Annotated in this window: 24 protein-coding genes; 5 read left to right on the forward strand and 19 right to left on the reverse strand. The window is 69.5% G+C overall.

Going from position 1 to position 24,876, the window contains the following annotated elements:
• Nucleotides 1-40 precede the first annotated feature (40 nt).
• The gene (locus tag ABD893_RS01045) at nucleotides 41-940 is read left to right on the forward strand and encodes an SMP-30/gluconolactonase/LRE family protein (protein ID WP_345075639.1); all 900 of its coding nucleotides are present in this window, start codon (nucleotides 41-43) and stop codon (nucleotides 938-940) included.
• Between the two features lie 151 nt (nucleotides 941-1,091).
• On the opposite strand, the gene putP is transcribed toward ABD893_RS01045, so the two are convergent.
• The 4 genes from putP to ABD893_RS01065 form a co-directional block, all read right to left on the reverse strand.
• A complete protein-coding gene (putP, locus tag ABD893_RS01050) occupies nucleotides 1,092-2,639 on the reverse strand; it encodes a sodium/proline symporter PutP (RefSeq protein WP_345075640.1) in 1,548 nt (515 codons plus the stop codon).
• 593 nt (nucleotides 2,640-3,232) lie between these two features.
• Nucleotides 3,233-4,777 (reverse strand): glycerol kinase GlpK, encoded by a 1,545-nt coding sequence (gene glpK / locus ABD893_RS01055; RefSeq protein ID WP_345075642.1) that lies wholly within the window; start codon nucleotides 4,775-4,777, stop codon nucleotides 3,233-3,235.
• Nucleotides 4,778-4,887: 110 nt separating this feature from the next.
• A complete protein-coding gene (locus ABD893_RS01060) occupies nucleotides 4,888-5,619 on the reverse strand; it encodes an MIP/aquaporin family protein (RefSeq protein ID WP_345075643.1) in 732 nt (243 codons plus the stop codon).
• A 248-nt stretch (nucleotides 5,620-5,867) separates the two neighbouring features.
• Nucleotides 5,868-7,610: a glycerol-3-phosphate dehydrogenase/oxidase gene (locus ABD893_RS01065; RefSeq protein WP_345075644.1), complete on the reverse strand. Its 1,743-nt coding sequence runs from the start codon at nucleotides 7,608-7,610 to the stop codon at nucleotides 5,868-5,870.
• A 161-nt stretch (nucleotides 7,611-7,771) separates the two neighbouring features.
• Between ABD893_RS01065 and ABD893_RS01070 the strand changes: the two genes are divergently transcribed.
• A complete protein-coding gene (locus ABD893_RS01070; RefSeq protein WP_345075645.1) occupies nucleotides 7,772-8,731 on the forward strand; it encodes a sugar-binding transcriptional regulator in 960 nt (319 codons plus the stop codon).
• Nucleotides 8,732-8,964: 233 nt separating this feature from the next.
• Here the strand turns inward: ABD893_RS01070 and ABD893_RS01075 are convergent, their stop codons facing one another.
• From ABD893_RS01075 to ABD893_RS01085, 3 genes are all read right to left on the reverse strand, one after another.
• Entirely contained in the window at nucleotides 8,965-10,047 is a 1,083-nt protein-coding gene (locus ABD893_RS01075) for a hypothetical protein (protein ID WP_345075646.1), read from the reverse strand.
• A 355-nt stretch (nucleotides 10,048-10,402) separates the two neighbouring features.
• The gene (gene fdhD, locus ABD893_RS01080) at nucleotides 10,403-11,275 is read right to left on the reverse strand and encodes a formate dehydrogenase accessory sulfurtransferase FdhD (protein WP_345075647.1); all 873 of its coding nucleotides are present in this window, start codon (nucleotides 11,273-11,275) and stop codon (nucleotides 10,403-10,405) included.
• 118 nt (nucleotides 11,276-11,393) lie between these two features.
• The gene (locus ABD893_RS01085; protein WP_345075648.1) at nucleotides 11,394-11,897 is read right to left on the reverse strand and encodes an SRPBCC family protein; all 504 of its coding nucleotides are present in this window, start codon (nucleotides 11,895-11,897) and stop codon (nucleotides 11,394-11,396) included.
• Nucleotides 11,898-12,010: 113 nt separating this feature from the next.
• Here ABD893_RS01085 and ABD893_RS01090 point away from each other — a divergent pair, with 113 nt between their 5' ends.
• Nucleotides 12,011-12,616 carry a dihydrofolate reductase family protein gene (locus tag ABD893_RS01090; RefSeq protein WP_345075649.1) on the forward strand — a complete coding sequence of 202 codons (606 nt, stop codon included), beginning with the start codon at nucleotides 12,011-12,013 and terminating at the stop codon, nucleotides 12,614-12,616.
• Nucleotides 12,617-12,719: 103 nt separating this feature from the next.
• Here ABD893_RS01090 and ABD893_RS01095 read toward each other — a convergent pair whose 3' ends face one another.
• From ABD893_RS01095 to ABD893_RS01150, 12 genes are all read right to left on the reverse strand, one after another.
• On the reverse strand, nucleotides 12,720-13,208 hold the full coding sequence (locus ABD893_RS01095; RefSeq protein ID WP_345075650.1) for an SRPBCC family protein: 489 nt from the start codon (nucleotides 13,206-13,208) through the stop codon (nucleotides 12,720-12,722).
• 100 nt (nucleotides 13,209-13,308) lie between these two features.
• Nucleotides 13,309-14,148 (reverse strand): SDR family oxidoreductase, encoded by an 840-nt coding sequence (locus ABD893_RS01100; RefSeq protein WP_345075651.1) that lies wholly within the window; start codon nucleotides 14,146-14,148, stop codon nucleotides 13,309-13,311.
• Nucleotides 14,148-15,116, reverse strand: a complete 969-nt coding sequence (locus ABD893_RS01105) for an ABC transporter substrate-binding protein (RefSeq protein ID WP_345075652.1) — start codon at nucleotides 15,114-15,116, stop codon at nucleotides 14,148-14,150. Before ABD893_RS01105 ends, ABD893_RS01100 begins: the two co-directional genes overlap by 1 nt.
• A gap of 88 nt (nucleotides 15,117-15,204) precedes the next feature.
• Nucleotides 15,205-15,876: an ABC transporter permease gene (locus tag ABD893_RS01110; protein WP_345075653.1), complete on the reverse strand. Its 672-nt coding sequence runs from the start codon at nucleotides 15,874-15,876 to the stop codon at nucleotides 15,205-15,207.
• Entirely contained in the window at nucleotides 15,873-16,523 is a 651-nt protein-coding gene (locus ABD893_RS01115; protein WP_345075654.1) for an ABC transporter permease, read from the reverse strand. The genes ABD893_RS01110 and ABD893_RS01115 overlap by 4 nt, the downstream gene beginning before the upstream one ends.
• Nucleotides 16,520-17,365, reverse strand: coding sequence for an ABC transporter ATP-binding protein (locus ABD893_RS01120; protein WP_345075655.1), 846 nt, complete (start codon nucleotides 17,363-17,365; stop codon nucleotides 16,520-16,522). Before ABD893_RS01120 ends, ABD893_RS01115 begins: the two co-directional genes overlap by 4 nt.
• A gap of 236 nt (nucleotides 17,366-17,601) precedes the next feature.
• Nucleotides 17,602-18,513 (reverse strand): class II glutamine amidotransferase, encoded by a 912-nt coding sequence (locus tag ABD893_RS01125; protein ID WP_345075656.1) that lies wholly within the window; start codon nucleotides 18,511-18,513, stop codon nucleotides 17,602-17,604.
• A 68-nt stretch (nucleotides 18,514-18,581) separates the two neighbouring features.
• Nucleotides 18,582-19,412: an amino acid ABC transporter permease gene (locus ABD893_RS01130; RefSeq protein WP_345075657.1), complete on the reverse strand. Its 831-nt coding sequence runs from the start codon at nucleotides 19,410-19,412 to the stop codon at nucleotides 18,582-18,584.
• 46 nt (nucleotides 19,413-19,458) lie between these two features.
• Nucleotides 19,459-20,202: an amino acid ABC transporter permease gene (locus tag ABD893_RS01135; RefSeq protein ID WP_345075658.1), complete on the reverse strand. Its 744-nt coding sequence runs from the start codon at nucleotides 20,200-20,202 to the stop codon at nucleotides 19,459-19,461.
• 112 nt (nucleotides 20,203-20,314) lie between these two features.
• Nucleotides 20,315-21,304: a glutamate ABC transporter substrate-binding protein gene (locus tag ABD893_RS01140; protein WP_345075659.1), complete on the reverse strand. Its 990-nt coding sequence runs from the start codon at nucleotides 21,302-21,304 to the stop codon at nucleotides 20,315-20,317.
• Nucleotides 21,305-21,479: 175 nt separating this feature from the next.
• Nucleotides 21,480-22,283, reverse strand: a complete 804-nt coding sequence (locus ABD893_RS01145) for an amino acid ABC transporter ATP-binding protein (RefSeq protein WP_345075660.1) — start codon at nucleotides 22,281-22,283, stop codon at nucleotides 21,480-21,482.
• Nucleotides 22,284-22,527: 244 nt separating this feature from the next.
• Nucleotides 22,528-23,328, reverse strand: a complete 801-nt coding sequence (locus tag ABD893_RS01150; RefSeq protein WP_345075661.1) for a hydroxymethylpyrimidine/phosphomethylpyrimidine kinase — start codon at nucleotides 23,326-23,328, stop codon at nucleotides 22,528-22,530.
• Between the two features lie 240 nt (nucleotides 23,329-23,568).
• Here ABD893_RS01150 and ABD893_RS01155 point away from each other — a divergent pair, with 240 nt between their 5' ends.
• Nucleotides 23,569-24,105: a GtrA family protein gene (locus ABD893_RS01155; protein ID WP_345075662.1), complete on the forward strand. Its 537-nt coding sequence runs from the start codon at nucleotides 23,569-23,571 to the stop codon at nucleotides 24,103-24,105.
• 33 nt (nucleotides 24,106-24,138) lie between these two features.
• Nucleotides 24,139-24,840, forward strand: a complete 702-nt coding sequence (locus ABD893_RS01160) for a hypothetical protein (RefSeq protein ID WP_345075664.1) — start codon at nucleotides 24,139-24,141, stop codon at nucleotides 24,838-24,840.
• Nucleotides 24,841-24,876: the final 36 nt, after the last annotated feature.

The raw sequence follows: 24,876 nt of genomic DNA on the forward strand, positions 1-24,876 counted from the left end.
CGTCGGCGCTCTGCATCACCGCGCGGAACCGGAGGCTCCCATGCACGCCGAACGCATCACCGATTCGATCTGCCACCACGCCGAGGGGCCATACTGGTCCGACACCTGGGGCGGCCTGCGCTGGGTGGACATGCTCGCCGGGGACATCATGCACCTGGGCTCGGACGGCGCGGTCCGCACCGCTGGCGCGCCCCTGCTGGAGGATGGTCCCGGCGGCGCGGTGACGCGCTTCCCGGCCCCGAGCCCGGTGGTCGCCTGCGTGCGTCCGGCCTCGAGCGGCGGTGCCGTGCTCGCGCTCGAGAAGGGCTTCGGGCTCGAGGATGCCGACGGCACGATCGAGCCGTTGCCGCAGCTGTGGGACGAGCCGGTGCGGATGAACGAGGGGGCCATCGCCCCGGACGGCTCGTTCCTGTGCGGGACGATGGGGTACGGCGCGCCCCAGGGTGCGGCGTCGATGTGGCGACTGCGGCCGGACGGCACCACCACTCGCGAGTTCGGTGACCTGACGATCTCCAACGGCCTCGCCTTCTCGGCCGACGGCACGCGCGCCTACTACGTCGACACCCCGACCGGCCGGGTGGACATCTTCGACTGGTCCGACGCGGACGGACTCGTGGAGCGGCGGCCCTTCGCCGATCTGAGCGGCGAGGATGGCCATCCCGACGGGCTCTGCCTCGACGCCGAGGGTCGGGTCTGGGTGGCGATGCATGCAGGTCACCAGGTGCTCGGGCTCGACGAGCGCGGCGCGGTGGCCGAGAAGATCTCAGTGGATGCGCGCCAGGTCACCGCCTGCACCTTCGGCGGCGCAGACCGCTCGACCCTGTTCATCACCACCAGCCGCGAGAACCTGCCCGACGGGGAAGACCCGGCGGCCGGTTCGCTGTTCGCGGTGCGGCCCGGGGTGAGCGGACCGGAGTCGGAGCTGCTCTTCGGCGGCTGACCCGGCCGCGCGAGCACCCCAGACACATGGAATCGGGCGATTCCGAGCCAGATCTACCGTAATTCTGGCTCGGAATCGCCCGATGCAGCGGGTCAGCACGCCCGCGCGGCCCAGTGGGCCGGTGGGCCGGCGTGCTGCTCGCCGGGAAGGCTCAGTTGCCGGAGGCCGCTGCCTCCGCGTTGCGATCGCGGGCCTCGCCCGAGGCGAGAGACTCGAGCATGTCGTCGAACTCCTCCATCGCCTTCGCGGGCGGCTGCGGGGTGATCAGGCTGACCACGATGGCGAGCACGAGGCAGACCAGGAAGCCTGGCACGATCTCGTAGAGGTGCTGATCGCCGAACAGGCCCCAGGCGACGTCCGGGGTGAACTGGCCCCAGATGAAGACGACTGCGGCACCGGCGACCATGCCGACGGCAGCCCCGGCCATGGTGAGCCGGCGCCAGAACAACGACAGCAGCACGATCGGTCCGAAAGCGGCGCCGAAGCCGGCCCAGGCGAAGCCGACCAGGCCCAGCACCGAGCTGTCCGGGTTCATCGCCAGGATCAGCGCGATCACCGACACGGCGAGCACGCCGATGCGGCCGCCCCACAGGGCGCCCTTGGCGCTGAGCTTGATGCCGACCCCGCCCATGAGGTCCTCGATCAGCGCGGAGCTGGAGACGATCAGCTGCGAGGAGATGGTGGACATGATCGCGGCCAGCACTGCGGCCAGCAGGAAGCCGGCGATCAGCGGGTGGAACAGGAGCTGCGAGAGGTCCAGGAACACCGACTCGCCGTTCTTGGAGTCGGTGAGGACCGCATCGGCGTTCTGCTGGAAGTAAGCCAGGCCCGCGAGCGCGGTGAACACGGCGCCGACCACGCAGATGATCATCCAGCTCATGCCGACGACGAGGCCGTACTTGGCATCGCGCGAGGAGCGCAGCGCCATGAAGCGGACGATGATATGCGGCTGGCCGAAGTAGCCCAGCCCCCAGGCTGCCGACGAGATGATGCCGATGGCGGTGCCGCCGGCGGTCAGGGAGCCGAAGGTGGCGTTGACCTCGCGCACGGACTCGAACATCGCCACCGGTCCGCCGACGACGATCATCGCGGTGATGGGGACTGCGATCAGGGAGATCATCATGATGATGCCCTGGACCACGTCGGTGTAGCTGGCGCCGAGGAACCCGCCGAACAGGGTGTACAGGATGGTGACGCCCGCGACCAGGAGCATGCCCATGAGGTAGGAGCCGCCGAAGGTCGACTCGAAGAACACGCCGCCGGCGACCATGCCGGAGGAGACGTAGAAGGTGAAGAACAGCAGGATGATCACGCCGGCGGCGACGCGCAGGATGTTCGTGCGGTCATGCAGGCGATTGCCGAAGAAGCTCGGCACGGTGATCGCGTTGCCGGCGATCTGCGTGTACTGGCGCAGCCGTGGCGCGACGAAGTACCAGTTCAGGCCGGCACCAACCGTGAGTCCGATAGCCATCCACGCCTCGACCAGACCGTTCATGTACAGAGCGCCGGGCAGGCCCATCAGCAGCCAGCCGGACATATCGGAGGCGCCGGCGGAGAGCGCAGCGGTGAACGGGTGCAGCTGCCGCCCGCCGAGCATGTAGTCCTCGCCGTCCGAGGTCTTCTTGAAGGCGTACAGGCCGATGCCGATCATGGCGGCGAAATACACCGTCAGAGCGATGATCTTGAAGGCGAGATCCATGGGAGGACTCCGATCTCAGGGGTGGGGAAGCGGGGAAAGAGGGAGGTGGGGTCGAAGGGGTGGGGAAACGGGAGCTGGGTTCGAAGGGATGTAGCCACGGCATCGCGCGGGTGACGCCGGATCTCGAAAGAGGACCCCGCGGAACGGACACGCGACAGCCCTGGTCGGACGACGGCGGCCGAGATGGTCACCGACGGGCCGCCCGAAGGCGGCCGGGGACCAGGGTGGCATCGACCTTACGCCCAGGCGTCCACGATCACACCGCCCCGGGCGATCTTGTGCCCGGACGGTGACATCCCTCGCGATCCTCAGCGCCTCATCTCGGCGCCCGAGCTGCCCGCTTGCCACACAGCGATGTGCGCGTGAGCACCACCTCCGGCTCTCACGCGCACATCACTCGCAGTTCGTCGATCAATCTCGGTCCGACTCGCTGCTCTCCTCCCGCGAGCGCTGCGCCGCCGGCTCGTTCCTCACCGACCGCTCCGCGCTAGCAGTTCGTCGATCAATCTCGGTCCGACTCGCTGCTCTCCTCCCGCGAGCGCTTCGCCGCCGGCTCGTTCCTCACCGACCGCTCCGCGCTAGCAGTTCGTCGATCAGCTGTACAGAGCCTCGGTGTCGTCGTCGACCCAGTCCAGGGTGCGCTCGACGGCCTTTTTCCACAGACGCATGTAGCGGTCGCGGGTCTCGTCGTCCATCGCGGGCTCCCAGCGCTTGTCCTCGGCCCAGTTGTCGATGACGTCCTGCTCGCCGTCCCAGAAGCCCACCGCGATGCCGGCCGCGTAGGCGGCACCGAGCGCCGTGGTCTCGATGACCTTCGGACGCACCACGGGCACGCCGAGGATGTCGGCCTGGAACTGCATGAGGGTCTCGTTCATGACCATGCCGCCGTCGACCTTGAGCTCGGAGAGCTCGACGCCCTCGCTCTCGGCGTCGGCCATCATCGCATCCAGCACCTCACGGGACTGGAAGGCCGTGGCCTCCAGAGTGGCCCGGGCGATGTGGTGCTTGTTGTGGAAGCGGGTCATGCCGACCATCGCGCCGCGGGCGTCGGAGCGCCAGTGCGGGGCGAACAGTCCCGAGAAGGCCGGGACGATGAACAGGCCGCCGTTGTCGTCGACCTTCTTGGCGAGGTCCTCGATCTCGGGGGCGTCCTTGATCAGGCCCAGGTTGTCGCGCACCCACTGCACGAGCGAGCCGGTGACCGCGATCGAGCCCTCGAGGGCGTAGATCGGCTTGTTGTCACCGATCTTGTAGGCGACGGTGGTGAGCAGCCCGTTCTCGGAGCGCACCAGGTCCTCGCCGGTGTTGATCAGCATGAAGTTGCCGGTGCCGTAGGTGTTCTTGGCCATGCCCACCTCGAAGCAGGCCTGGCCGAAGGTCGCGGCCTGCTGATCGCCGAGGATGCCGGCGATCGGGGTGTCGATGAGCAGGTCGTTCTTGCGGCCCTTGCCGTACACCTCGGAGGAGGAGCGGATCTCCGGGAGCATCGACAGCGGGATGCCCATGTCCTTGGCGATGTCCTCGTTCCAGTCGAGGGTGTCGATGTTCATGAGCATCGTGCGCGAGGCGTTGGTGACGTCGGTGACGTGCACGCCGCCATTGGTGCCGCCGGTGAGGTTCCACAGCAGCCAGGAGTCGGTGTTGCCGAACAGCAGGTCACCGGCCTCCGCCTTCTCGCGGGCGCCGTCGACGTTGTCGAGGATCCACTTCACCTTGGGGCCGGAGAAGTAGGTCGCCAGCGGCAGGCCCACCCGCTCCTTGTACTTGTCGGCACCCTCGTCGCCTGCGAGCGCGTCGCAGATCTTCTGGGTGCGGGTGTCCTGCCAGACGATCGCGTTGTAGACCGGCTCACCGGTGCTCTTGTCCCACACCACCGCGGTCTCGCGCTGGTTGGTGATGCCGACGGCCGCGAGCTGGTGGCGGTTGATGTCGGCGCCGACGAGCGCCTTGCCGACCACCGTGCGGGTGTTCTGCCAGATCTCCTTGGGGTCATGCTCGACCCACCCGGACTTCGGGAAGATCTGCTCGTGCTCCTGCTGGCCGCTCGAGACAACCTGGCCGGCGTGGTCGAAGATGATCGCGCGGGTCGAGGTGGTGCCCTGGTCGATCGACATGATGTACATGGTCTCGTCGTTCATCGGAACTCCTTCGTCGTGGATGAGTGTCGTGAAGTCGCAGCCGCCCGCGGATCGCGGGGCCGCTGGTTCGATCAGATGGTCCGATCAGATGGTCCGATCAGAAGTGCAGGTCAGAAGTAGAGGATCGAGGCGACGCCCGCGAGGACACCACCGATCATGGGGCCGACGATCGGCACCCACGAGTATCCCCAGTCCGAGCCGCCCTTGTGCTTGATCGGCAGGATCGCGTGCGCCAGGCGCGGCCCGAGGTCTCGGGCGGGGTTGATGGCGTAGCCCGTCGGCCCGCCGAGGGAGGCGCCGATCGCGAGGACCAGCAGGGCGACCGCGAGGGGGCCGAGATCGTGCGGCGTGTTGCCGAACATGATGATCACGAACACCAGCACGAAGGTCGCGATGATCTCCGTGACCACGTTCCAGCCCTTGGAGCGGATCTCCGGGCCGGTGGAGAAGGTGCCGAGGATCGTGCCGGCGTCCGTCTCCTGGTCGTAGTGGTTCTTGTAGGTCATCCAGGCCAGGATCGCGCCGAGGAAGGCACCGATCAGCTCGGCGACGAAGTAGGTGAGCGTGTTTCCGAACGTCACCGGGATGCCCGGGGCGTACTCCGCAGCTCCGCTCGAGGCGAGGCCGATGGTGACGGCCGGGTTCAGATGGGCACCGGTCTTGAAGGCGACCCAGACACCGGCGAAGACCGCGAGGCCCCAGCCGAAGTTGATCATCAGCCAGCCGCCGCCGTTGCCCTTGGTCTTGCCGAGGATGGCGTTGGCGACGACGCCACCGCCCAGCAGCGTCAGCATCGCGGTGCCCGCGATCTCCGACAGGAGGATTGTTCCGAGTGTTTCCATGGGTGGTTCTCCTTAGCGATCCGCCACGGTGCGGATCGGGCTCCAGCTGATCGAGATCCTGCCCAGGAGCGTGGCTGCGCCAAGGGCGCAGCACGTGGACGGAGGAGATCACCCTCCGCTCGTCGTAGAGCGGGGACAGATCGGGCCAGGCCCGGATCAGCCGGTCGCAGCACTCCGGGGAGCTCTGCAGGGACGCACGCGGTGCGCGCCCCACAGTGCCCGGATCTCGTCTCCGGGCACCGGTTCGGTCATCGTCGGGTCGGCACCTCCGAGGCGTCGGCGAGGCGGGCTGCTGCCTGCTCATCGCTGGTGGTGCGTTCGCCGTCCAGACGGGCGGCGATGAAGGTCCGGTAGGTCTCGACCTCGCGAGTGCGGGCGGCGTCGTCCCAGCCCAGCTCGGGGCCGACGAGTGCGGCGATCTCGTCGGCCGCATCGACGCCGCGGTCGCGGGTCTCGTAGTCCAGGCGGGTGCGCCGCTGGAGGATGTCCGCCAGGTGGCGCGCCCCTTCGGCGCGCACGGCGTAGAGGGCCTCGGCCCGCAGGTAGCGCGGAGCGTGCTCGAGGGGCGTGCCCAGCGAGGGGTCCTCGTCGATCAGGGCGAGGAGGTCGGTGAGCAGGGCGCCGTAGCGGAACAGCAGCCTGTCTACCCGGATCTCGTCGAAGCCGTGGCGTCGGCCGATCTCCTGCTTGTCGCGCACGAGAGTCGCGTAGCCCTGCGCGCCGATCACCGGCACGGAGCGGGTGAGGCTCGGGCGGCCCGGCTGGGAGTCCTTGATCGCGAAGTCGACGACGTCCTCGGCCATCACCCGGTAGGTGGTGAACTTGCCGCCGGCGATCGCGGTCAGGCCCGGCTCGACCTCCATCACGGTGTGTTCACGGGAGACCTTCGTCGAGCCGGAGCCGGACTTCTTCTTCACCGGCTGCAGCAGGGGGCGCAGGCCGGAGTAGACCCCGATGACGTCCTCGCGGGTGAGGTCGTCGGCCAGCACGGCATTGGCGTGCTCGAGCACGTACTCGATGTCGTCGCTGGTCGCGCCGACATCACGCGGGTCCTGGGTCCAGGGGGTGTCGGTGGTGCCGATGACCCAGTACTCGTCCCACGGGATGATGAACAGCACCGACTTCTCGGTCTGGGTGATGATGCCCGTGTCCGGCACCGCGGAGATCCGGTCGCGGCTCACGACGATGTGGATCCCCTTGGAGGCGAGCACCTCGAGGCCGGCATCGGCCCCGGCGAGCTCCTGCTGCTCCTGGGTCCAGACGCCGCCGGCGAGGATCGTCTCGCGGGAGTGGACGTCGAACTCCTCACCGGTCTCCTCGTCGCGCATCCGGGCGCCGATGACGCGAGTTCCCTCGTGGAGGTAGTCCACGACGGTGGTGTAGTTCGCGACCGCGGCGTCATGCTGCGCGGCGGAGCGCACCAGCATCATCACGAAGCGGGCATCGTCCATCTGCGCGTCGTAGTACTCCAGCGCGCCGACGGCCTTCTCGCCGTCCAGGCCCGGGAAGACCTCGAGCATCTTGTCGTGCAGGAGATGGCGGTGGAAGGGGACGGCGCGCTTGTGGCCGATGGACTGCATCGCGTCGTAGAGCATCACACCGGAGCCGATGAAGGCGCGGTCCACGACCTTCTTGAAGAAGGGGAAGACGAACTTGATCGGCTTCACGAGGTGGGGTGCGGTGTGCTCGATCAGCAGGTCCCGCTCGCGCAGCGCTTCGGCGACCAGCTTGAAGTCGAGCATCTGCAGGTAGCGGAGGCCGCCGTGCATGAGCTTGGAGGAGCGGGAGGAGGTACCGCTGGCCCAGTCATGGGACTCCACCAGGCCTACGGAGAGGCCGCGGGTGGCGGCGTCGAAGGCCGCACCGGCGCCGTTGACCCCGCCGCCGATGACGAGCACGTCCAGCGGGTTCTGAGGGGTCGCGGCGCGAAGGCTCGAGAGATGTTCCGCCCGGTTTCCGGGGGTGAGTTCAGACCGATGCTGATCGGACACGTGGATGCTCCTTTGCCGTGACGTCTGCGCCGCGCCAGCTGACCCTCTGGGGCCAGGACCACCGCAGTGGGCACCGCCGTTGGCTGCGGCGCCCGCCCCTATCGTGGAACCTCCGTGCATCATCACGCAAGCCCGGTGCACGAACGTGCAAGACTGGGAGGATGACCGCCGATGACCGTTTGGAAACCGCCTTCGCGGCTGCACGGATGTACTACGACGAGGGCCAGACCATGGAGGCCATCGCGAGCGCCCTGTCCGTCTCGCGCTCGACGGTCTCGCGGATGCTGCGCGATGCCCGGGAGGCCGGGCTGGTGCAGATCTCGCTGCGGCCGCCGGAGGCGCACCGGGTCGAGGAGCTCGGTCGGCGCATCTCCCGGCAGTACGGGATCCAAGCGCACGTGGTGCCGATAGGGGCCGGCGAGGATGAGCGCGAGCGCCTGCACACGGTCGTCGAGACCGGCGCGGTCCTGCTCGACGAGATGCTCGAGCCGGGCACGACCCTCGGGATCGCCTGGGGAACCACCATGGCAGCCCTGCTCGGCAAAGTCCCGACCAGACCCGTGCCGGGGCTGCAGATCGTGCAGCTCAACGGGGCGATCAATGTCGAGGGTTCGGGGCTGACCTACATCTCCACCGTGCTCGCTCGCGCGGCGACCCGCTGGGATGCGACCGTGCATCAGTTCCCGGTGCCTGCCTTCTTCGACTACTCCGCGACCCGCGAGGCGATGTGGCACGAGCGCTCCGTGCAGAGAGTCCTGGACGTGCAGCGGCAGGCGACGGTCGCCGTGTTCAGCGTGGGGGCGTTCGATGCCGAGGTGCCCAGCCACGTCTACACCCATAACTACCTCACCGCGGACGACCTGAACTCCCTGCGTGCCGACGGGGCTGTCGGGGACGTGTGCACGGTCTTCCTACGCGCCGACGGCAGCTTCCGCGACATCGCGATGAACGCTCGCGGCTCCGGCACGCCACCTGATCAGCTCGCCCGGATCCCCCGCCGCCTGCTCATGGCCTCGGGCTCCCGCAAGGCGCTCCCCCTGCGTGCGGCGCTGCGGGCCGGCGTCGCGACCGACCTGGTCGTCGACGAGATCACCGCGGCCCATCTGCTGGCCCTGCGCTGAGGGTGCCGCGGAACCCGGCGCAGCCGCGGCACCCGCGCCCCGCACCGCACCGCACCGCACCACACCACATCCGCACCCCGCACCCCGCACCGCACCCACCGCCCACCACCCACCGCCCACCGGGATCGGGCGATTCTGAGCCAGATCGAGCCCCGAACTGGCTCAGAATCGACCGATCGTCGTGCCCGAGGCGGCCCGAGGCCGCTCACAGATCACCTTGGCCGCGGTGCGATTCACCTTGGCCGCGGTGCGATGCGCAAAGAACGTCGCTTCACAGCGAGCGTCGACAGCGTGCGGCCGATGCGCTCCTCGCTCGGCACCGGCAGGCCCCGCTCCCCCAGGCTCCGACGGAGGCGGCGCAGGATCCGACCCGGATTCCAGAGGTCGTCGCCGTTGGCCCGCGCGAGCGTCCAGCCGAGGGCCGAGAGCTCATCCCGCCGGTTCTCGTCATCCCGCCACTGCTCCTTCGTCGTCCGATGGTCGTCGCCGTCGTACTCCAGTCCGATTCCCACCGATTCCCAGGCCAGGTCGATGTATCTCGCCTGCCCGGTCACCGGGTCCCGCACGGGGAGGTTCGGGACCGGAGCAGGGAACCCCGCCGACTCGAGGACCAGCCTCATCACCGACTCGCCCGGCGACTTCACCCCCGTGCGTGCCAGTCCGAGCGCCGTGCGCGCACGCGCCGTGCCTGCCGTGCCGGAAGCGGCCTCGAAAGCTGCCCCCAAGGTCTCCACCGTCGCACCGGGAATTTTGGCATCTGGCCCGATCACCGACTCGATCGCCGCGACCACGTCCCACCGCGGGAGCAGAGTCGCGAGCTCGCGGAGTGTATCCGCCGGTGATGACACCACAAGCGTGCCGAGCCGGGAAGTGGCTCCGGGTCGGGTCCGATGCATGATGGCACCCCGCCCGATCCGCCCGCTCCCGGCCGACGGAACTCGACAGTGCAGCACAGGCAGCGCCGCGTCGACACCCAGCACACTGCCGGGTCGCACCGAGGGGAGGACCGCGACCCCGTTCCGCATCGAGAGGCCGGGGCGGTGCAGGAGCCCGATGCCGCTCTCGAGCCCTGCAGGCAGCGGGATGCCCCACAGCAGTGCGGCGGTCGTATGGCTGAGGACGCTGCCGGGGCGGACCCTGTTCTGCAGCACCCACGCCATGACGTTGAGCGACGCGGGAGCGCTGGTGAGGGTCAGGTAGCCGGGGAACACCGCGGTGAAGAGGTCCGAGGCGAGTTCCCGGGTGTGCACTCCGCGGCTCAGCCACGCCGATCGATGATCCAGCGCCCCTGCGTACCTGGTGAAGTCGCTCGACATTCTCCAAACGCTAGATCCGCCCTGGGCAGTCCGTACCCCGGCCGGGCTGCCTGTGGACAACTCGTCGCTGGGGAGGATCGGTCGGCGGCCCGTCCGGAGACGTGCGCACCGCCCGGGGATGTGCGCACCGCCCGGGAATGTGCGCACCGTCCGGGGCCGCCCGCAGCACACTCCGCACTCCGCACTCCGCACTCCGCACTCCGCACCGCGCAACCGCCTCCCAGAATCAGCGCACGCGACGTAGTCACCGCGCGGAACGTACCGGATCGGCCGATCCCGAGCCGATTGCACTCCGGTTCTGGCTCAGAACTGCACAATCCGCGACCGCCCACGGGCAATGCGCTGCGGCGCTCGCTCAGCCCTCCGCGTCCGCCAGATCCACCCGCTCGGGATGGGTGTAGACGTTCATCCGTCCGTCACCGTCCTCGGCCGCGCGGGTGAAGCCCACGAGCGTCTGCCCGAACTCTTCGGAGGTCTCGACGGCGAGGGAGCTCGCGGCGGAGACGCAGGCCAGCAGTGGGATCCCGGCCATGCAGGCCTTCTGGGCGATCTCGAAGCTGGCGCGGGAGGAGACCAGCAGGAAGCAGTCCCTCAGCGGCAGCCGGTCCTGGAGCAGCGCCCAGCCGATCACCTTGTCGACCGCGTTGTGCCGGCCCACGTCCTCACGCACCACCAGGAGGTTCCCCTCGAGGTCCACGAGCGCGGCGGCGTGCACGCCGCCGGTGCGGGCGAAGACCGCCTGCTCGCCGTTCAGGGCGCGGGCGGCGGCGAGGATCGCACGGGGGTCCACCTGCCAGTCCTTCACCAGCGCGTAGCGGCTCTTCTGCCGCACCGCGTCGATGCTCTCGGAGCCGCACACCCCGCAGGCCGAGCTGGTGGTGAAGTTCTTCGTGGCCAGCGGGAGCAGCTGCGGCCGGGTGGTCGTGAAATCCATGACGTTGTAGGTGTTCTGGGCGAAGCCGCTGTCGCCGTCGACCACGGCGCCGTCGCAGTAGCGGGCCTCGGTGATGTCCTCGCGGTGGGCGATGATCCCCTCGCCGTGGAGGAAGCCATGGATCAGCTCGACGTCATGCCCCGGGGTGCGCATCGTGAGCGAGAGCTGCTGGCCGTTCAGGCGAATGTCCAGCGGCTCCTCGACAGCGACGTAGTCGCCCTTCCGGCCGGCATACAGCTTGCCCTCACGCACCCTGACGGTGCGGATCTTAGTCCTGTCGGTGACCCTGCCCATCCCTCGAGGATAGCCCGCTCACCTGCGGCGTGGCCGGGCCCGGCGAGCGCTCGTGAGCGCGCCAGCCCCGCCCCTGGTCACGCCAGCCGGGCCCCGGCCACTCCCGTCCGCCTCTCGCTCACTTCTCGAAGCTCGTGCGCCGCTGGCCCTCGGCGAGCGCGCGGGCCACGTCGAGCTGCTGCTCCCAGCCGTGGAGGTTCTCCTCGTAGTTGCGGCGGCGCACGGCCTCATCGAGTCCGAGCTTCGCGAAGCCGCGCTCGCGCACCGTGAGCCGCACCAGGTTGCGGGTCGCCGTCCCGGCGGGATCGATGACGAACTCGACGGTGTTGTTCGGCGCATCGGAGATCTCCCCGAGGCCGCCGCCGAGCCAGCGGAAGAAGATCCGGTTCGGTGGATCATGAGCTTCGATCGAGAGCTGGAACCTGCCGTGGACCGGGTCGATCACCTCGGTGAGCGGACCATGGCGGGTGATGGTGTGATCCCGGTACTCACCATCGTTGATGAACCAGCCGGGCTCGCGGATGACCGCGAACACGGTCTCGGCGCTGGCGTGGATCAGCACGCTGCGCACGATCTCATCGGGGACCGGGCCACCGGCGGGGGAAGCGGAATCGTCAGCCATGACTGTGCTCCTCGGGGTCGGACTGCGGCCTCATCGCCGCATGAGTCGAAGCCTGACAGACTTCCGGCATCCCGGCGACCCCTTGCCGCCCAGGCCCACCTCGAGGAGCTCTCATGGCCAGATCACTGATCGTCACCGAATTCCTGACCCTGGACGGGGTGATGGAAGCGCCCGGCGGCGGCGCTCACCCGCAGGCGGGGTGGACCTTCCAGGGCATCGACTTCGTGCCCGAGGCCTATGAGATCAAGGGCAGCGAGCAGGAGGAGGCGGGCGCGCTGCTGCTGGGCCGCGTCTCCTTCGAGGAGTTCGCGCCGGTCTGGCCGAGCATGGATGACCAGTTCCCCCTCTATAACCGCATGCCCAAGCATGTCGTCTCCACGACACTCTCGGCAGAGCAGGTCACCGGCACGGAGTGGGAGAACTGCCACCTGCTGCGCGATCTGGACGAGGTGCGGGCGCTCAAGGAAACCGACGGCGGGCCGCTCCTGGTGCAGGGCTCAGCCCGCCTGGTGCAGTCGCTCGTCGCCGCAGATCTGGTGGATCGCTACCACCTGCTGACCTTTCCGGTCCTGCTGGGCAGCGGCAAGCGGCTCTTCGCGGCCGACGCTCCGGCGCAGCGCCTCGCGCTGGTGCGTTCCGCGGACTTCTCCAACGGGGTGCGGATGGCGGTCTACGACGTCCGCCGGGACTCCGACGCCACCGATACCTCCGACGCCTGAAGCATCGCCCTCCGCGCACCACGACGGCGCCGCCCGATGAAGGGCGGCGCCGTCAGAATCCCGGGAGCGATCCGCTCCGCGCGCGGCGTTCAGCGCCGCGTGCTCAGCTCTTGGTGACCGCCGCGGCGAGCAGGTTCAGCGACTGCTCGAGATCCTCCTGGGGGATCGCCGGGAAGCCGACCTTCTCGAGCAGCTTCTGGTCGGTGACCTTCGACCAGTCGTAGGTCAAGGACACCTCGGTGGAGTCCGCTCCTTGGGCCTTCAGCTCGTAGAGCCACTCCCAGCCCAGCGGCTCGGTCGGCGCGCTGCCGTCCTCCCCTTCCGGGGCGGGCTGCCAGCCGATCATCTTGTTCTCGTCGTAGGCGGTGACGAAGTTGTGGGTGCGGTAGTCGCCGCCCATCGCCTCGCGGTGCATGTTCATCACGAACTTCTCGCCGGACTTGTGGATGCGCTCGGTGTTGTCCGCGCTGCGCACGGTGCCGGAGCCGTCGAACTCAGGGTGCCTCGCGGGCAGCGTGAGCAGGTCGAACAGGTCCTTCGCGGGCACGTCGACGGTACGGGTGACGGTCAGGTGGGTCTGGTTGCTGTTCATCTGCCCACCCTGCCGTCTCCGCCGCGAGATGTCATCTATGGGCCGACCGTGCGGTTGAACTGTCGGCATTCCTGGTGGCCATCTCGGGCCTGCCCACACCTCACAGCGGATCCGCGACAGCCTCGACGAGCGCCGTCGGCTCCCGGCCCAGCACCTCCCGCACCCCGTCTCCGACCACGTCGAGCGCTCCGGAGGCGATCGCGGTGTAGGTGCTGATCCAGGCGTCGATCTGCCAGCCCGGGGCGCCGTAGGGGGCACGGGAAGCGCGAGCCTCGTCGAGCGTCTCGTCGACGTATTCGTATTCCAGCCCGGTGGCGCGGGTCATGAGCAGCACGGCCTCGGCGAGGGAGACCGACACCGGGCCGGTGAGGTCCAGCGCCCGGCCGGCCCAGGGGGCGGGGTCGCGCAGGATCTTCGCGGCCACCTCGGCGACGTCCGCGCGGGCTACGTAGGCGCAGCATCCGGTGCTTCCCGGCCCCCGGATGATCCGCTCCTCGCCGGCGAAGTCGAGCAGCACGTCGGCATAGAAGCTGTCTCGGAGGAACGTCCAGGCCAGTCCGGACTCTCGCACCATCTCCTCGGTCTCTCCGTGGTCGCGGGCGAGGGTGAACTCGGCGTCGGGCCCGGCGCCGAGGAAGGACGTGTAGACCACATGCTTCACCCCGGCCGCGACCGCGGCGTCGATGGCGATGCGGTGCTGCTCGAGCCGGTCCGCCGCCTCCCCGGCGGAGACAAGCAGCAGCGCATCCGCATCGGCGAACGCGTCGCGGCAGGCGGCAGAGTCGGAGAACTCGGCCCGCACCGCTTCCACGCCCTCGAGCTGCGGGGCGCGGTGCAGGCTGCGCCCCACCATCCTCAGCTCGACCTCGGGGTCGGTGGCCAGCAAGCGCGCCACCTGGCCGCCGATCTTCCCGGTGGCACCGGTCACCACAATGCGCATCAGAGCAGTCCCTTCTCCGTCAGCCAAGCGGTGGCGATATCCGCGGAGGACGCCTGATCCACCACGCTCTGTCGGTTCAGCTCCACCAGATCGTCGGCGCTGAGCTGGGCGAGAACGCCGTCGATCGCTGCGGCGGCGGTCTCGTCGATCTTCTCGGAGACGACCGGCACCACGTTCTGCGGGAGGATCAGCGACTCGGGATCCTCGAGCACCACCAGGTCGTTCTCGGCGATGGCGGGGTCGGCGGTGTAGATATCCGCCAGCTGCACGTCGCCGTCGATCAGCGCCTGCACGGTCAGCGGGCCGCCGGAGTCCTCGACGGGCACCACGGTGAGGTCCACGCCGTAGACCTGCTTGACCCCTTCCGGGCCGTAGGGCCGCACCTCGAACTCGCTGTTCGCGGCGACCTTGAGGTCCTCCTCGACGCCGGCCAGGTCACCGATGGCGACCAGGGAGTGCGTGGAGGCGAAGTCGGAGGTGGTGGTGTACGAGTCCTGGTCGGAGGCCTCGGCGAAGGAGAGCACGCGCAGCCCCTCCGGAAGCGCCTCCGAGAGCGCACCGTGGATCTCCTCGGGGCTCGCGGAAGCGGCCTCGGGGTCATAGTGCTGAAGCAGGTTGCCGAGGTACTCGGGCAGCAGATCCAGTGAGCCCGCCTCGAGCTCGGGCATGTACACCTCGCGCTGTCCGATCTGGAACTGGCGATCCACGGTGAATCCTTCGCCCTCGAGGACCTGTGCGAACAGCTCGGCGATGATCTCGTTGGAGTAGTAGGCCTGGGAGCCGATGGCGAGGGTGCCGGCGTCCCCGCCGCCCTCTCCCCCCGCGTCGGAGCCGGCAGCGCCGCCGTCGCCCCCGGCGCCGTCCTCCTCCGCGAAGGGGTCGGAGCTGCCGCAGGCCGCAGCGCCGAGTGCGATGCCGCCGATGCCGACCGCCCCGAGCAGGTGGCGGCGGGTGGAGTGGATGGTCATGGTGTTCTCCTCATGGGTGGGACAGGCCGAGCTGATGGGGCGGGTCGAGTGGAAGGGCAGGCCGGGGATCAGTGCGGGCCGACGGGGGTCATGCGGCCCTCACCCCGCGCGGAGTGGTGAATCGCTGGGCCAGCAGCAGGACCAGATCCAGCACCAGGGCGAGGGCGATCACCAGCAGGGAGCCGGCGATCATCTGCGGATAGTTCTGGGAGCCGAGCCCCTGGAAGATGTAGCGGCCCAGCCCGCCGTTGCCGACGTAGGCGGCGAGCATCGCGGTGGCGACGACCTGGACGGTCGCGCCTCGCACCCCGCCCACCAGCAGCGGCATGCCCAGCGGGATCTCGACCCGGGTGAGGATCTGCCACTCGGTCATCCCCTGCGCGCGGGCGGCGTCGACGGTGCCGGGATCGGCGGACTCGACGGCGGAATAGGCCCCGGCCAGCAGGGACGGGATCGCGAGGATCACGAAGGACAGCAGCGGGGCGGTGAGCCCGATCCCCACCAGCAGGGCGAACAGGGTCACCAGGCCCAGGGTGGGCAGGGCGCGGGCAGCGCCGGCGGCGGCCACGGCGAGGCCCTTGAAGCGGCCGGTGTGGCCGACGTACAGGCCGAGGGGCACGGCGAGCAGCGCCGCGACGAGGACCCCGAGGGCGGTGTAGCCGAGGTGCTCGAGCGTGCGCATCGGGATGCCGCCCGGGCCGGTCCAGTGCGTCGGGTCCGTGAGCCAGGCCAGTGAGCCGATGAAGGGGTTTCCGGTCATGCTCCGGTCACCTCCCGATGCCGGGTCCAGGGCATCACCGCTCGGCCCAGCAGCACCAGCAGCGCGTCGGTGAGCAGCGCGAGCGCGGCAGTGACGACGATCCCGGCGGCGATCTCCGCGACGATCCCGCGCCGCACGCCGTCGACGAACAGCATGCCCAGGCTCGGCACTCCGAGCACCCCGCCGACGGTGACCAGCGAGATGGTGCTGACCGCGACCACGCGCACCCCGGCCAGCAGCACCGGGCCGGCCAGCGGCAGCTCGACGCGGAGGAACCGGGCGGCGGGCGCATAGCCCTGGGCGGTGGCGGAGCCGAGCACGTCCCGGCTCACGGAGCGGAAGGCATCGGAGGCGGTGGGGACCATCAGCGCGAGCCCGTACAGCGACAGCGCGACCGAGATGTTCAGGGGGCTGCGCACGCCCGTGCCGATCAGCCCCGGCAGCAGCACGAACAACGGCAGCGAGGGGATCGCGTACATCAGGGAGGAGGTGGTGGTCACCGAGGTGCGCAGCCAGCCGCGGGCGTTGGCGAGCTTCGCGAGCGGCAGCGAGAGCAGGAACGCCACGAGGATCGGCGGCAGGGCCTGCAGCAGGTGCGCGCCGGTGTAGCCGCCGATCACGTCGAGGTTCTCGAGCACCCAGCTCACGAGTGCCGCTCCCCCGCCGAGCCGTCGGCGTGCGCCGCGAGCACCCCGGCGGGCCGCCCGTCGGCGTCGACCACCACGTCGCGGCCGTCGACGCGTTCGATGTGCAGGGTGCGGGCGCCGCGGTCCGCGCCGACGAAGCTCGCGACGAATTCGTCGGCAGGTTCGGCGAGGATCTCCTGCGGGGTGCCGACCTGGGCGATGATCCCGCCGGGCTTCAGGATGACCACGCGGTCGCCGAGCAGGAAAGCCTCGTCGATGTCGTGGGTGACGAAGACGATCGTCTTGCGCAGATCTCGCTGGAGGTGCTGCAGCTCGCGCTGGAGCTCGGAGCGCACGATCGGGTCCACGGCGCCGAACGGCTCGTCCATCAGCAGGATGTTCGGATCGGCGGCGAGGCCGCGCGCCACCCCGACGCGCTGCTGCTGGCCGCCGGAGAGCTGGGAGGGGTAGCGCGCCGCAAGTGCAGCGTCCAGGCCGACGATCTCCATCAGCTCGTGGGCACGTTCGCGGGCCTCGCGCTTGGTGGTGCCGCGCAGCACGGGCACGGTGGTGATGTTGTCGAGCACCGTGCGGTGCGGGAGGAGGCCTGAGGCCTGCATGACGTAGCCGATGCTGCGACGCAGCTGGACCGGGTCCAGGCTCGCCACGTCGTCGCCGTCGATGTGGACGCGCCCGGAGGTGGGGTCGACCATGCGGTTGATCATCCGCATCAGCGTGGTCTTCCCGGAGCCGGAGGAGCCGACCAGCACCACGGATTCGTGGGAGGCGATCTCGAGGCTGAAGTCCTGCACGGCGAGCGTGCCGCCCGGATAATCCTTCCGGACGTTCTCGAATCCGATCACGGGGCCTCCCAGAGGGGGTCGGGCCGACGAGCTGTCACTGCCGGGAAGGCCACCTTACCGAGAGCGCACGACCGGTGGACGACACGACGGGAAGCGGACCGGCTGGTCGGCGGACTGGTCACCGCGCGTGCCTGCTCGCGCTCGGGGAGTGCGAGCGCTCGGGGAGGGATGCCGCCGGGCAAGGCTGATGTCGGGCGTTGTCGGGCGGGCTGCCGTCGGGCCGTGGTCCCCAGCGCTCAGGCGACGAGCTCGACGAGCCGTGGGCGCACCGAGACGCTGAGGTCGTTGCGGTGGACCACCAGCACCTGCCCCTCTCCCACCTCGAGGTATCCGGTCTGCGGGATCCCGGTGGAGGCGACGATGACGCGGTCGGCGTCGATCCGGTAGCGCAGGGAGTAGTTGTCCGCGGTGTGGTGGGGCCGGGCCTGCGCGGGATCAGACTGCTGGTAGGCGATCAGCAGCTCCGGGGTCATGTACAGGCAGTTCAGCGCCTCCGGCACCCGGGTTCCGTACTCCAGGCTCAGCGCGGTGATCTCCGCGGCCGCGCGCTGCACGGCAGTTGCGGCGTCGGTGTCCCGGGCGTGCAGCTCGATCAGCGAGAAGTAGAGCTCGGAGTCGGTGGTGCCCTCCGGCGTGCGCCCGCCGCGGGCGAGTACCGCCTCACGGAATCCTTCCGGCAGGTCGAACTGGCCGTTGTGCGCGAACACGGTCTCCCCTTCGCGGAAGGGGTGGGTGTTGTCGATCCGCAGCGCCGAGCCCGGGCTCGCCTTGCGCAGATGGATCAGCATCAGCGGGCCCATCGCCGAACTCACGGCTTCGCGGTAGGCGGCGGATTCTCGCGCCACGTCCAGGCGGCGGCGGATCTGCGGCCGACGGGGATTGCTGAGCGGGACCGGTCCGGCGCCGCCCGCTGCGCCAGCTGCTGTGTCACCGATGGCGCCGGCCGCACCGCTCCCGTCGGCCCCACCCGCCGCACCGGTGATCCCGGTGCCGTCGGGCGAGGAGGGCCCGTCGGCCGCTTCGAACCAGGCCACGCCCCAGCCGTCGCTGTGCACCTCGGACTGCGCGGTGAACGGTTCGATCTCCTCCGCGACGGCGCTGTCCAGGGAGATGGGGTCACGGGAGACGACACCGAGCAGACGGCACATGCGCAGACCAGCTTTCCGAACAGTTCAGAGTGGAGACAGACTCGCGGGAGCGACGATGAGGCGGGGGGTCAGCTCGCCGCGGCGCGGGCCTTCATCCGCGCATCGAGCATGAGCGCGATGCGGGTGAGCAGGAAGTTGATGACGATGTAGATCAGCGAGACGACCAGGTAGGTCTGCACCAGGTAGCGGGTGATGGAGACCAGCGTCTTGCCCTGGAACTGCAGCTCGTTGTAGCTGACCACGTAGCCGAGCGTGGAGTCCTTGAGCAGGGTCACCAGCGCCAGGATCAGGCTGGGCAGCACCAGGCGCACCGCCTGCGGGAGGACCACGGAGAACATGACGTCGCGCCGGCTGAGCCCGATCGCGGCCGCGGCCTCGTGCTGGCCGATGTCCACGGCCTTGATGCCGGCGCGGAACACTTCGGCGGTGGCGGCGCTGGAGACCAGGATCATCGGGATCACCAGCATCCAGAACCGCGGGAAGGTGACGCCGAAGGCGGGCAGGGCCAGCAGGAAGGCGTAGACCACCAGCAGCATCGGGATGCCGCGGAAGAATTCGATCCAGGTCACCGCGGCAGCTTTGAGCAGCGAGAAGCGCGAGAGCCGCGCGAGGGCCAGCACCAGTCCGAAGGGGAAGGCGACCACGGCCGCGATCGCCGTGACCTTGAGGGTGCCCCAGAGGCCCTGACCGAGGAAGGCGAGGTAGTCCGCCCGCAGGTAGACGATCCATTTGTTCGGATCCAGCTGGCCATTGGCGTGGAACTGCCACAGCGCCCCGGCCAGCAGCGCGACGATCACGAGGATGCTGAGGATCGACAGCAGCAGGATCCGACGGCGGCCCTTCGGGCCGGGAGCGTCGAAGAGGACCTGGGTGGCGGTGCTCGATGTCGCTGAGCTCATTTCCCCATCTCCTTCCGCTCGTTCCTCGCAGTTCGTCGACCGGGGTTCATGCCTGCGCTCCTGCCGTGACGTCCAGTGCGGTGCGGGACTTCGAGCGCGAGGCACCCTGGGATGGTGCCACGGCCCGCTCGATCACGCCGCCGAGTGCCGCACCGCCCAGCGACATCCCGAGGTAGACGGCGCCGGCGACCATGAACATGACCACGGCCCGTCCGGACTGGATGTTCAGGGTCTGGGTGACCCAGGTGATCTCGCTGACCGCGATCGCCGAGCACAGGGCCGAGCCGATCACGGTGCCGATGAAGACATTCACCAGCGGCTGCACCATGGAGCGGAACGCCTGCGGCAGCACGACGAAGCGCAGCGTGCCGAAGAAGCCCAGCCCGATCGAGCGCGCCGCCTCGGCATGCCCGACCGGCACGGTGTTGATGCCCGAGCGCACGTTCTCGCACACGAACGCGGCCGAGGAGAGGGTCAGCCCCAGCACGCCGCACCAGAAATACGGCAGCAGCAGGCCCACGTCCGGGAGCCCGAAGGCGATCAGGATCAGCAGGCTCAGCAGGGGGATGTTGCGGAAGATCTCGACATACACCGCGGATCCCCAGCGCAGCGGCGGGATCGGGCTGACCCGGAAGATCGCGAGCACCGTGCCGAGGATCAGGGCGAAGCCGTAGCCGAGCACCGTGAGTGCGACGGTGTAGCCGATCCCCTGCAGCAGCAGCGGAAGGTTCTCCGTGAGCAGGGCGACGCTGTCGCGCAGGTACTGGATGATCCCGTCTGGCTCGTCCATGGGGTGCCTCTCGGTGCGGTCGGGGGCCGGCGGGGATCGCCCGGTGCGGGCGATCCCCTCCCGCGTGGGTAGCGGTCGGCATCGGTCAGAGGCTCAGGCGGCCTCCGGCGGATCAGGCGGGGAGGTCGCCGGGGACGGGCGGCTCGGGTGCTTCGCCGTCGATGACCTCGCCGACGGTCGAGGTCCACAGCTCATTCCAGGTGCCGGAGTCGATGATCTCCTGCAGGAAGGTGTTGACGAAGTCGACGGCATCCTCGCTGTCCTTGGACAGACCGATGCCGTACGGGTCATCGACGAAGGGCTCGCCCACCACGGTGACCTCGGGATCCGCGGCGGAGTTGCCCAGCAGCACGCCCTGGTCCAGGACGTAGGCGTCCACGCGGCCCTGCTTGAGCGCGGCGACGCAGGACTCGTTGTCCGGGAGGGTCTCGACGTTCGCGGGATCCGTCACGAACTCCTCGATGGCCTGGATGCCGGTCGAGTTCGCCTGGGTGACGAGCTTGAGCCCGGTGAGGTCCCCGGGGCCGGAGATGGTCTCGGCGTCCTCGGTGCGCACCTGGATGGCGGTGCCGGAGAGGTAGTACGGGCCGGCGAAGTTGATGACCTCGAGGCGCTCGGGGGTGATCGAGTAGGTGGCGATCACGCAGTCCACGGTGCCGTTCTGGACGAGGGTCTCGCGGGTCTCGACGGTGGTGTCGATGTACTCGACCTTCTCCTCCCCGCCCTCGCCGAGGATGTACCGGGCCAGCAGCTGGGTGATGCCCGCATCGAATCCGGTGGGCAGGCCGCCGGAGACGCTGGCCAGGGAGAACACCTGGTTGGCGACGGTCCCGCCGCGCACCAGCTGGTCCTTGTCCTTGATGGCGGTGGCCCAGGGGCTCGCAGCGATCGCGTCGTCCGCGGCGACCGGACCGGAGGCGATCACGCCGGTGGCGCCACCGCCTTCGCCGCCGCCGTCGGAGGCACCTTCATCATCCCGGCTGCCGCCGAGGTCGGGGCCGGCGCCCGTGTCGGAGGAGCAGGCGGCGAGGCCGATCAGCGGCAGCGCGGCGGCGGCTGCGACGACGGCGCGGCGGCCGGGTCGGAAGGTGGTGGACGTCATGGGTCTCTCCGATTTCTCGAGCCGTTCCCGAGGGAACGGCGGGGTCAGGCCCGGCGATTGCCGGAGGTCCGCTGTCGCGGTGGTCGGTGGTGCTCTGCTGGTCGTTCAGCGCCGAGTGGTCCGTGCTGAGGGTCAGAGCCGGGGTGTCCGTGGGCGCGGGGTCAGTGGGCGAGTGTCAGTGGGCGAGGATCTTGGACAGGAACGCTTTCGCCCGCTTGCTGCGCGGGGCGGTGAAGAACTGCTCGGGCTCACCCTGCTCCACGATCTCGCCCTGGTCCATGTAGACCACGCGGTCGCACACGTGCCGGGCGAAGCCCATCTCGTGGGTGACCACGAGCATCGTCATTCCCTGCTCAGCGAGCTCGGTCATGACGTCGAGGACCTCGTTGATCACCTCGGGGTCCAGCGCGGAGGTGGGCTCGTCGAAGAGCAGCGCCTTGGGCTTCATGGCGAGCGCCCGGGCGATCGCGACGCGCTGCTGCTGGCCGCCGGAGAGCGCGGTGGGCAGGGAGTTCGCCTTGTCGGAGAGGCCCACCCGCTCGAGCAGCTCCATCGCCTGCGCATCTGCCTCGGCCTTGGATGCCCCGCGCACCTTCCGCGGGCCGAGGGTCACGTTGTCGATCGCCTTGAGGTGGGGGAAGAGGTTGAAGCTCTGGAACACCATGCCCACGTCGGCGCGCAGCCGGGTGAGGTCCTTGCCTTCTTCGGGCAGGAGCTCGCCGTCGATGGTGATCTCGCCGGCGGTGATGGTCTCCAGGCGGTTCAGGCAGCGGCACAGAGTCGATTTGCCGGAGCCGGAGGCGCCGATCAGCGCGACCACCTCGCCGCGGTGGATGTCCAGGTCGATGTTCTTCAGCGCTTGGAAGTCGCCGAAGAACTTGTCGACGCCCCGCGCGGAGATCAGGGGCTCTCCGACCGTCTTCGATCGCGAGGGCGTCCCGCTGCGGGACGTCTTCGGGGCCGTGCTGCTCTCGTTCATCCTCTGAGAATGCGGTGCCCTGCGACATCTGTCCACATCACGGGCCTTCTGCTCGCATGTCGGAACAAATTCGTGACCGGGAGCCACCCGACGTGTCGCTCCACACGGCCTTGCGCACCGCTCGTCCACACGCGCAGTGCACATGGCGGTGCGCAGTTCCGGGGCGCAAGGCCATGCTCAGCCCCGGTGCGCGAGGCGGTGCGCAGTCCTGTGCGCGAGGCCGGGCGCAGCCCCGGTCAGCAGCTCAGGCCCGGTACGCGCCCTGATACACGGCGTCGAACGGGGTCGCGCCTTCCTGGCGATGTTCGATCGAGCTGGTGACCACGGCCTTCGCGGTGCGGGCGGCCTCCAGCGGGGTGGCGCCCTTGGCGAGCTCCGCGGTGACCGCGGCGGCGAGGGTGCAGCCGGCTCCGGAGACGCGGTGCTCGCCGATCTTGGGGCTGCGCAGCTCGACGGTCTGCTCTCCGTCGTAGAACACGTCCACCGCGTCGTCACCCTCGAGCACGACGCCGCCCTTGGCCAGGACCACCACGTCATAGATGTCGTGGATGCGGTGAGCGGCTTCGGTGAGGTCCTCGACGGACTCGATGCTGTCCATCCCGGAGAGGGTCAGCGCCTCGAAGTGGTTGGGGGTGACGAAGGTGGCCAGCGGCAGGATCTTCTCCTTGAGCGCGTTGTCGGTGTCGAGCGCCGCGCCGGGCTCCTGGCCCTTGCAGATCAGCACCGGATCCAGCACCACGTTCGTGAAAGAGCGCTCGGAGAGCGAGGCGGCGACCGTGTCGATCGTGGTCGGGGTGCCGAGCATGCCGATCTTCACCGTGTCGATCTCGTGCACGGCGGTCGTGGCCTCGATCTGGTCCGCGATCACCTGCGGGTCGACCGGCACGAAGCGGTGCGCCCAGTTGTTCTTCGGGTCGAAGGAGACGATGCAGGTCAGTGCGGCGGTGCCGAAGGTGCCCAGCTGCTGGAACGTCTTGAGGTCGGTCTGCGCGCCGGCGCCTCCGGTGGTCTCGGAGCCGGCGATGGTGAGGGCGACGTGAGTCATGGGGGCCTTCCTTGGGGGTGTCGTGGCGGTGCCGTGCGCACGTGGCCTGCCCGACTTCACGGGCAGGGCCGACGCCACGGCGATGACCGCGCGCTCCCAGGGCCCGGAACCCGGTGGGTCCCGCCTGCCCGTCGCAACGGCCCGGCCACGCGCTCCCAGGGTCCGGAGCATCTGTGAGGTCGCTCCGGCCCGTCGCAGCGGCCGACCTCCGATGATATCGCCTCGGGTACAGTGCCGCTCGTGCTGACCCCGGACTCGACGACGGAGAAGAACCCTCCGTCTCCCACTTCCCCGGGCACCGCTGCGCCTCGAGAAGCGGTGCGCAGCGGAACTCCGCGGCTGGTGGCAGAGCATCTGGGTCCCACACTGAAGTTCCTGCTGGTGGGCGGGGTGGTGTTCCTGCTCGACGCCGCGATGTACAACCTGCTGGTGTTCTGGCATCCGTCCCATGGCTGGGGCGAGGGCCTGATGCACGCCAGCCCGCTGACGGCGAAGCTCATCGCCGTCGCGATCGCGTCCTGCCTGACCTACCTCGGCAATCGGCTGTGGACCTTCGGGGACCGCCCCCGCCCGAACACCACCCGCTCGATCATGATGTTCATCCTGATCAACCTCATCGCCACCGCGCTGCAGCTGTCCTGCCTGGGGTTCTCGCGCTATGTGCTGGGGCTGGACTCGGTGCTCGCGGACAACATCTCCGGGACCCTCATCGGGCAGGTCGTCTCGACCTCCTTCCGGTATGTCACCTACGGTCGCTTCGTCTTCCCCCGGCGCTGAGCCGTACCCGTCGAGATGTACGCTCCTGCCCTGATGACTGCTCCCGCCCTCACGACCGGTCCGGCCCCCCTGCTCGCCACGGGTCCCACCTGGCCGGGCGACTGGTCCACCTTCTGGCCGGACATGGTGATCGGCTGCATCACGGGCCTGATCATCGGCCTCGCGCTATGGCTGCTGGACATCTGGGCCGACCAGCGCCATTCCCGCAAGGTCGCACGCCGGGTCTCGCTGCGGATCGTGCAGCCGCTGCTGCTGGTCCTCCAGCGGCCGACATACACACAGGGTTTCAGCGAGATCGCGGTGCTCCCCCGCAAGCACCGCACGGCCCTGTCCCTCATCGAGCAGTCCGACCTCGACGACTGGCATGAGGAGCTCGCCACCGAGCTCACCGAGACGCTGCGCGACTACCGCGGCCGGCTGTGGAATCTGCAGGCCGACGCCGATGACCTCGAGCAGGCCGTCGAGCGCTGGTTCACCGTGCACCGCACCCCGCCGGTGGTGCGGGAGTGGGTCGAGGCCCGGCTGCTGGGGGCCAGCGACGACTACCTGCGCGCGATGGTCCGCGCCGAGGACGACTACGACGAGATCGCCGCCGCCGGCGGCCAGATCGTCTCCAGCCGACTGGTGCGCAAGCATGCTCGGGCCTATGGGCAGGCGCTGCGCAAGGCCGACCGCACCCGGCAGGGCCTGATGCCGATCCTGATCGAGAACGTGCGGCGGCGCTCGAACCGCTGAGACGCCTCCAGCGCACCTCGCAGCACTGCCGGCCGC

This window comes from Brachybacterium paraconglomeratum (assembly GCF_039541415.1).
Lineage (GTDB): Bacteria > Actinomycetota > Actinomycetes > Actinomycetales > Dermabacteraceae > Brachybacterium > Brachybacterium paraconglomeratum_A.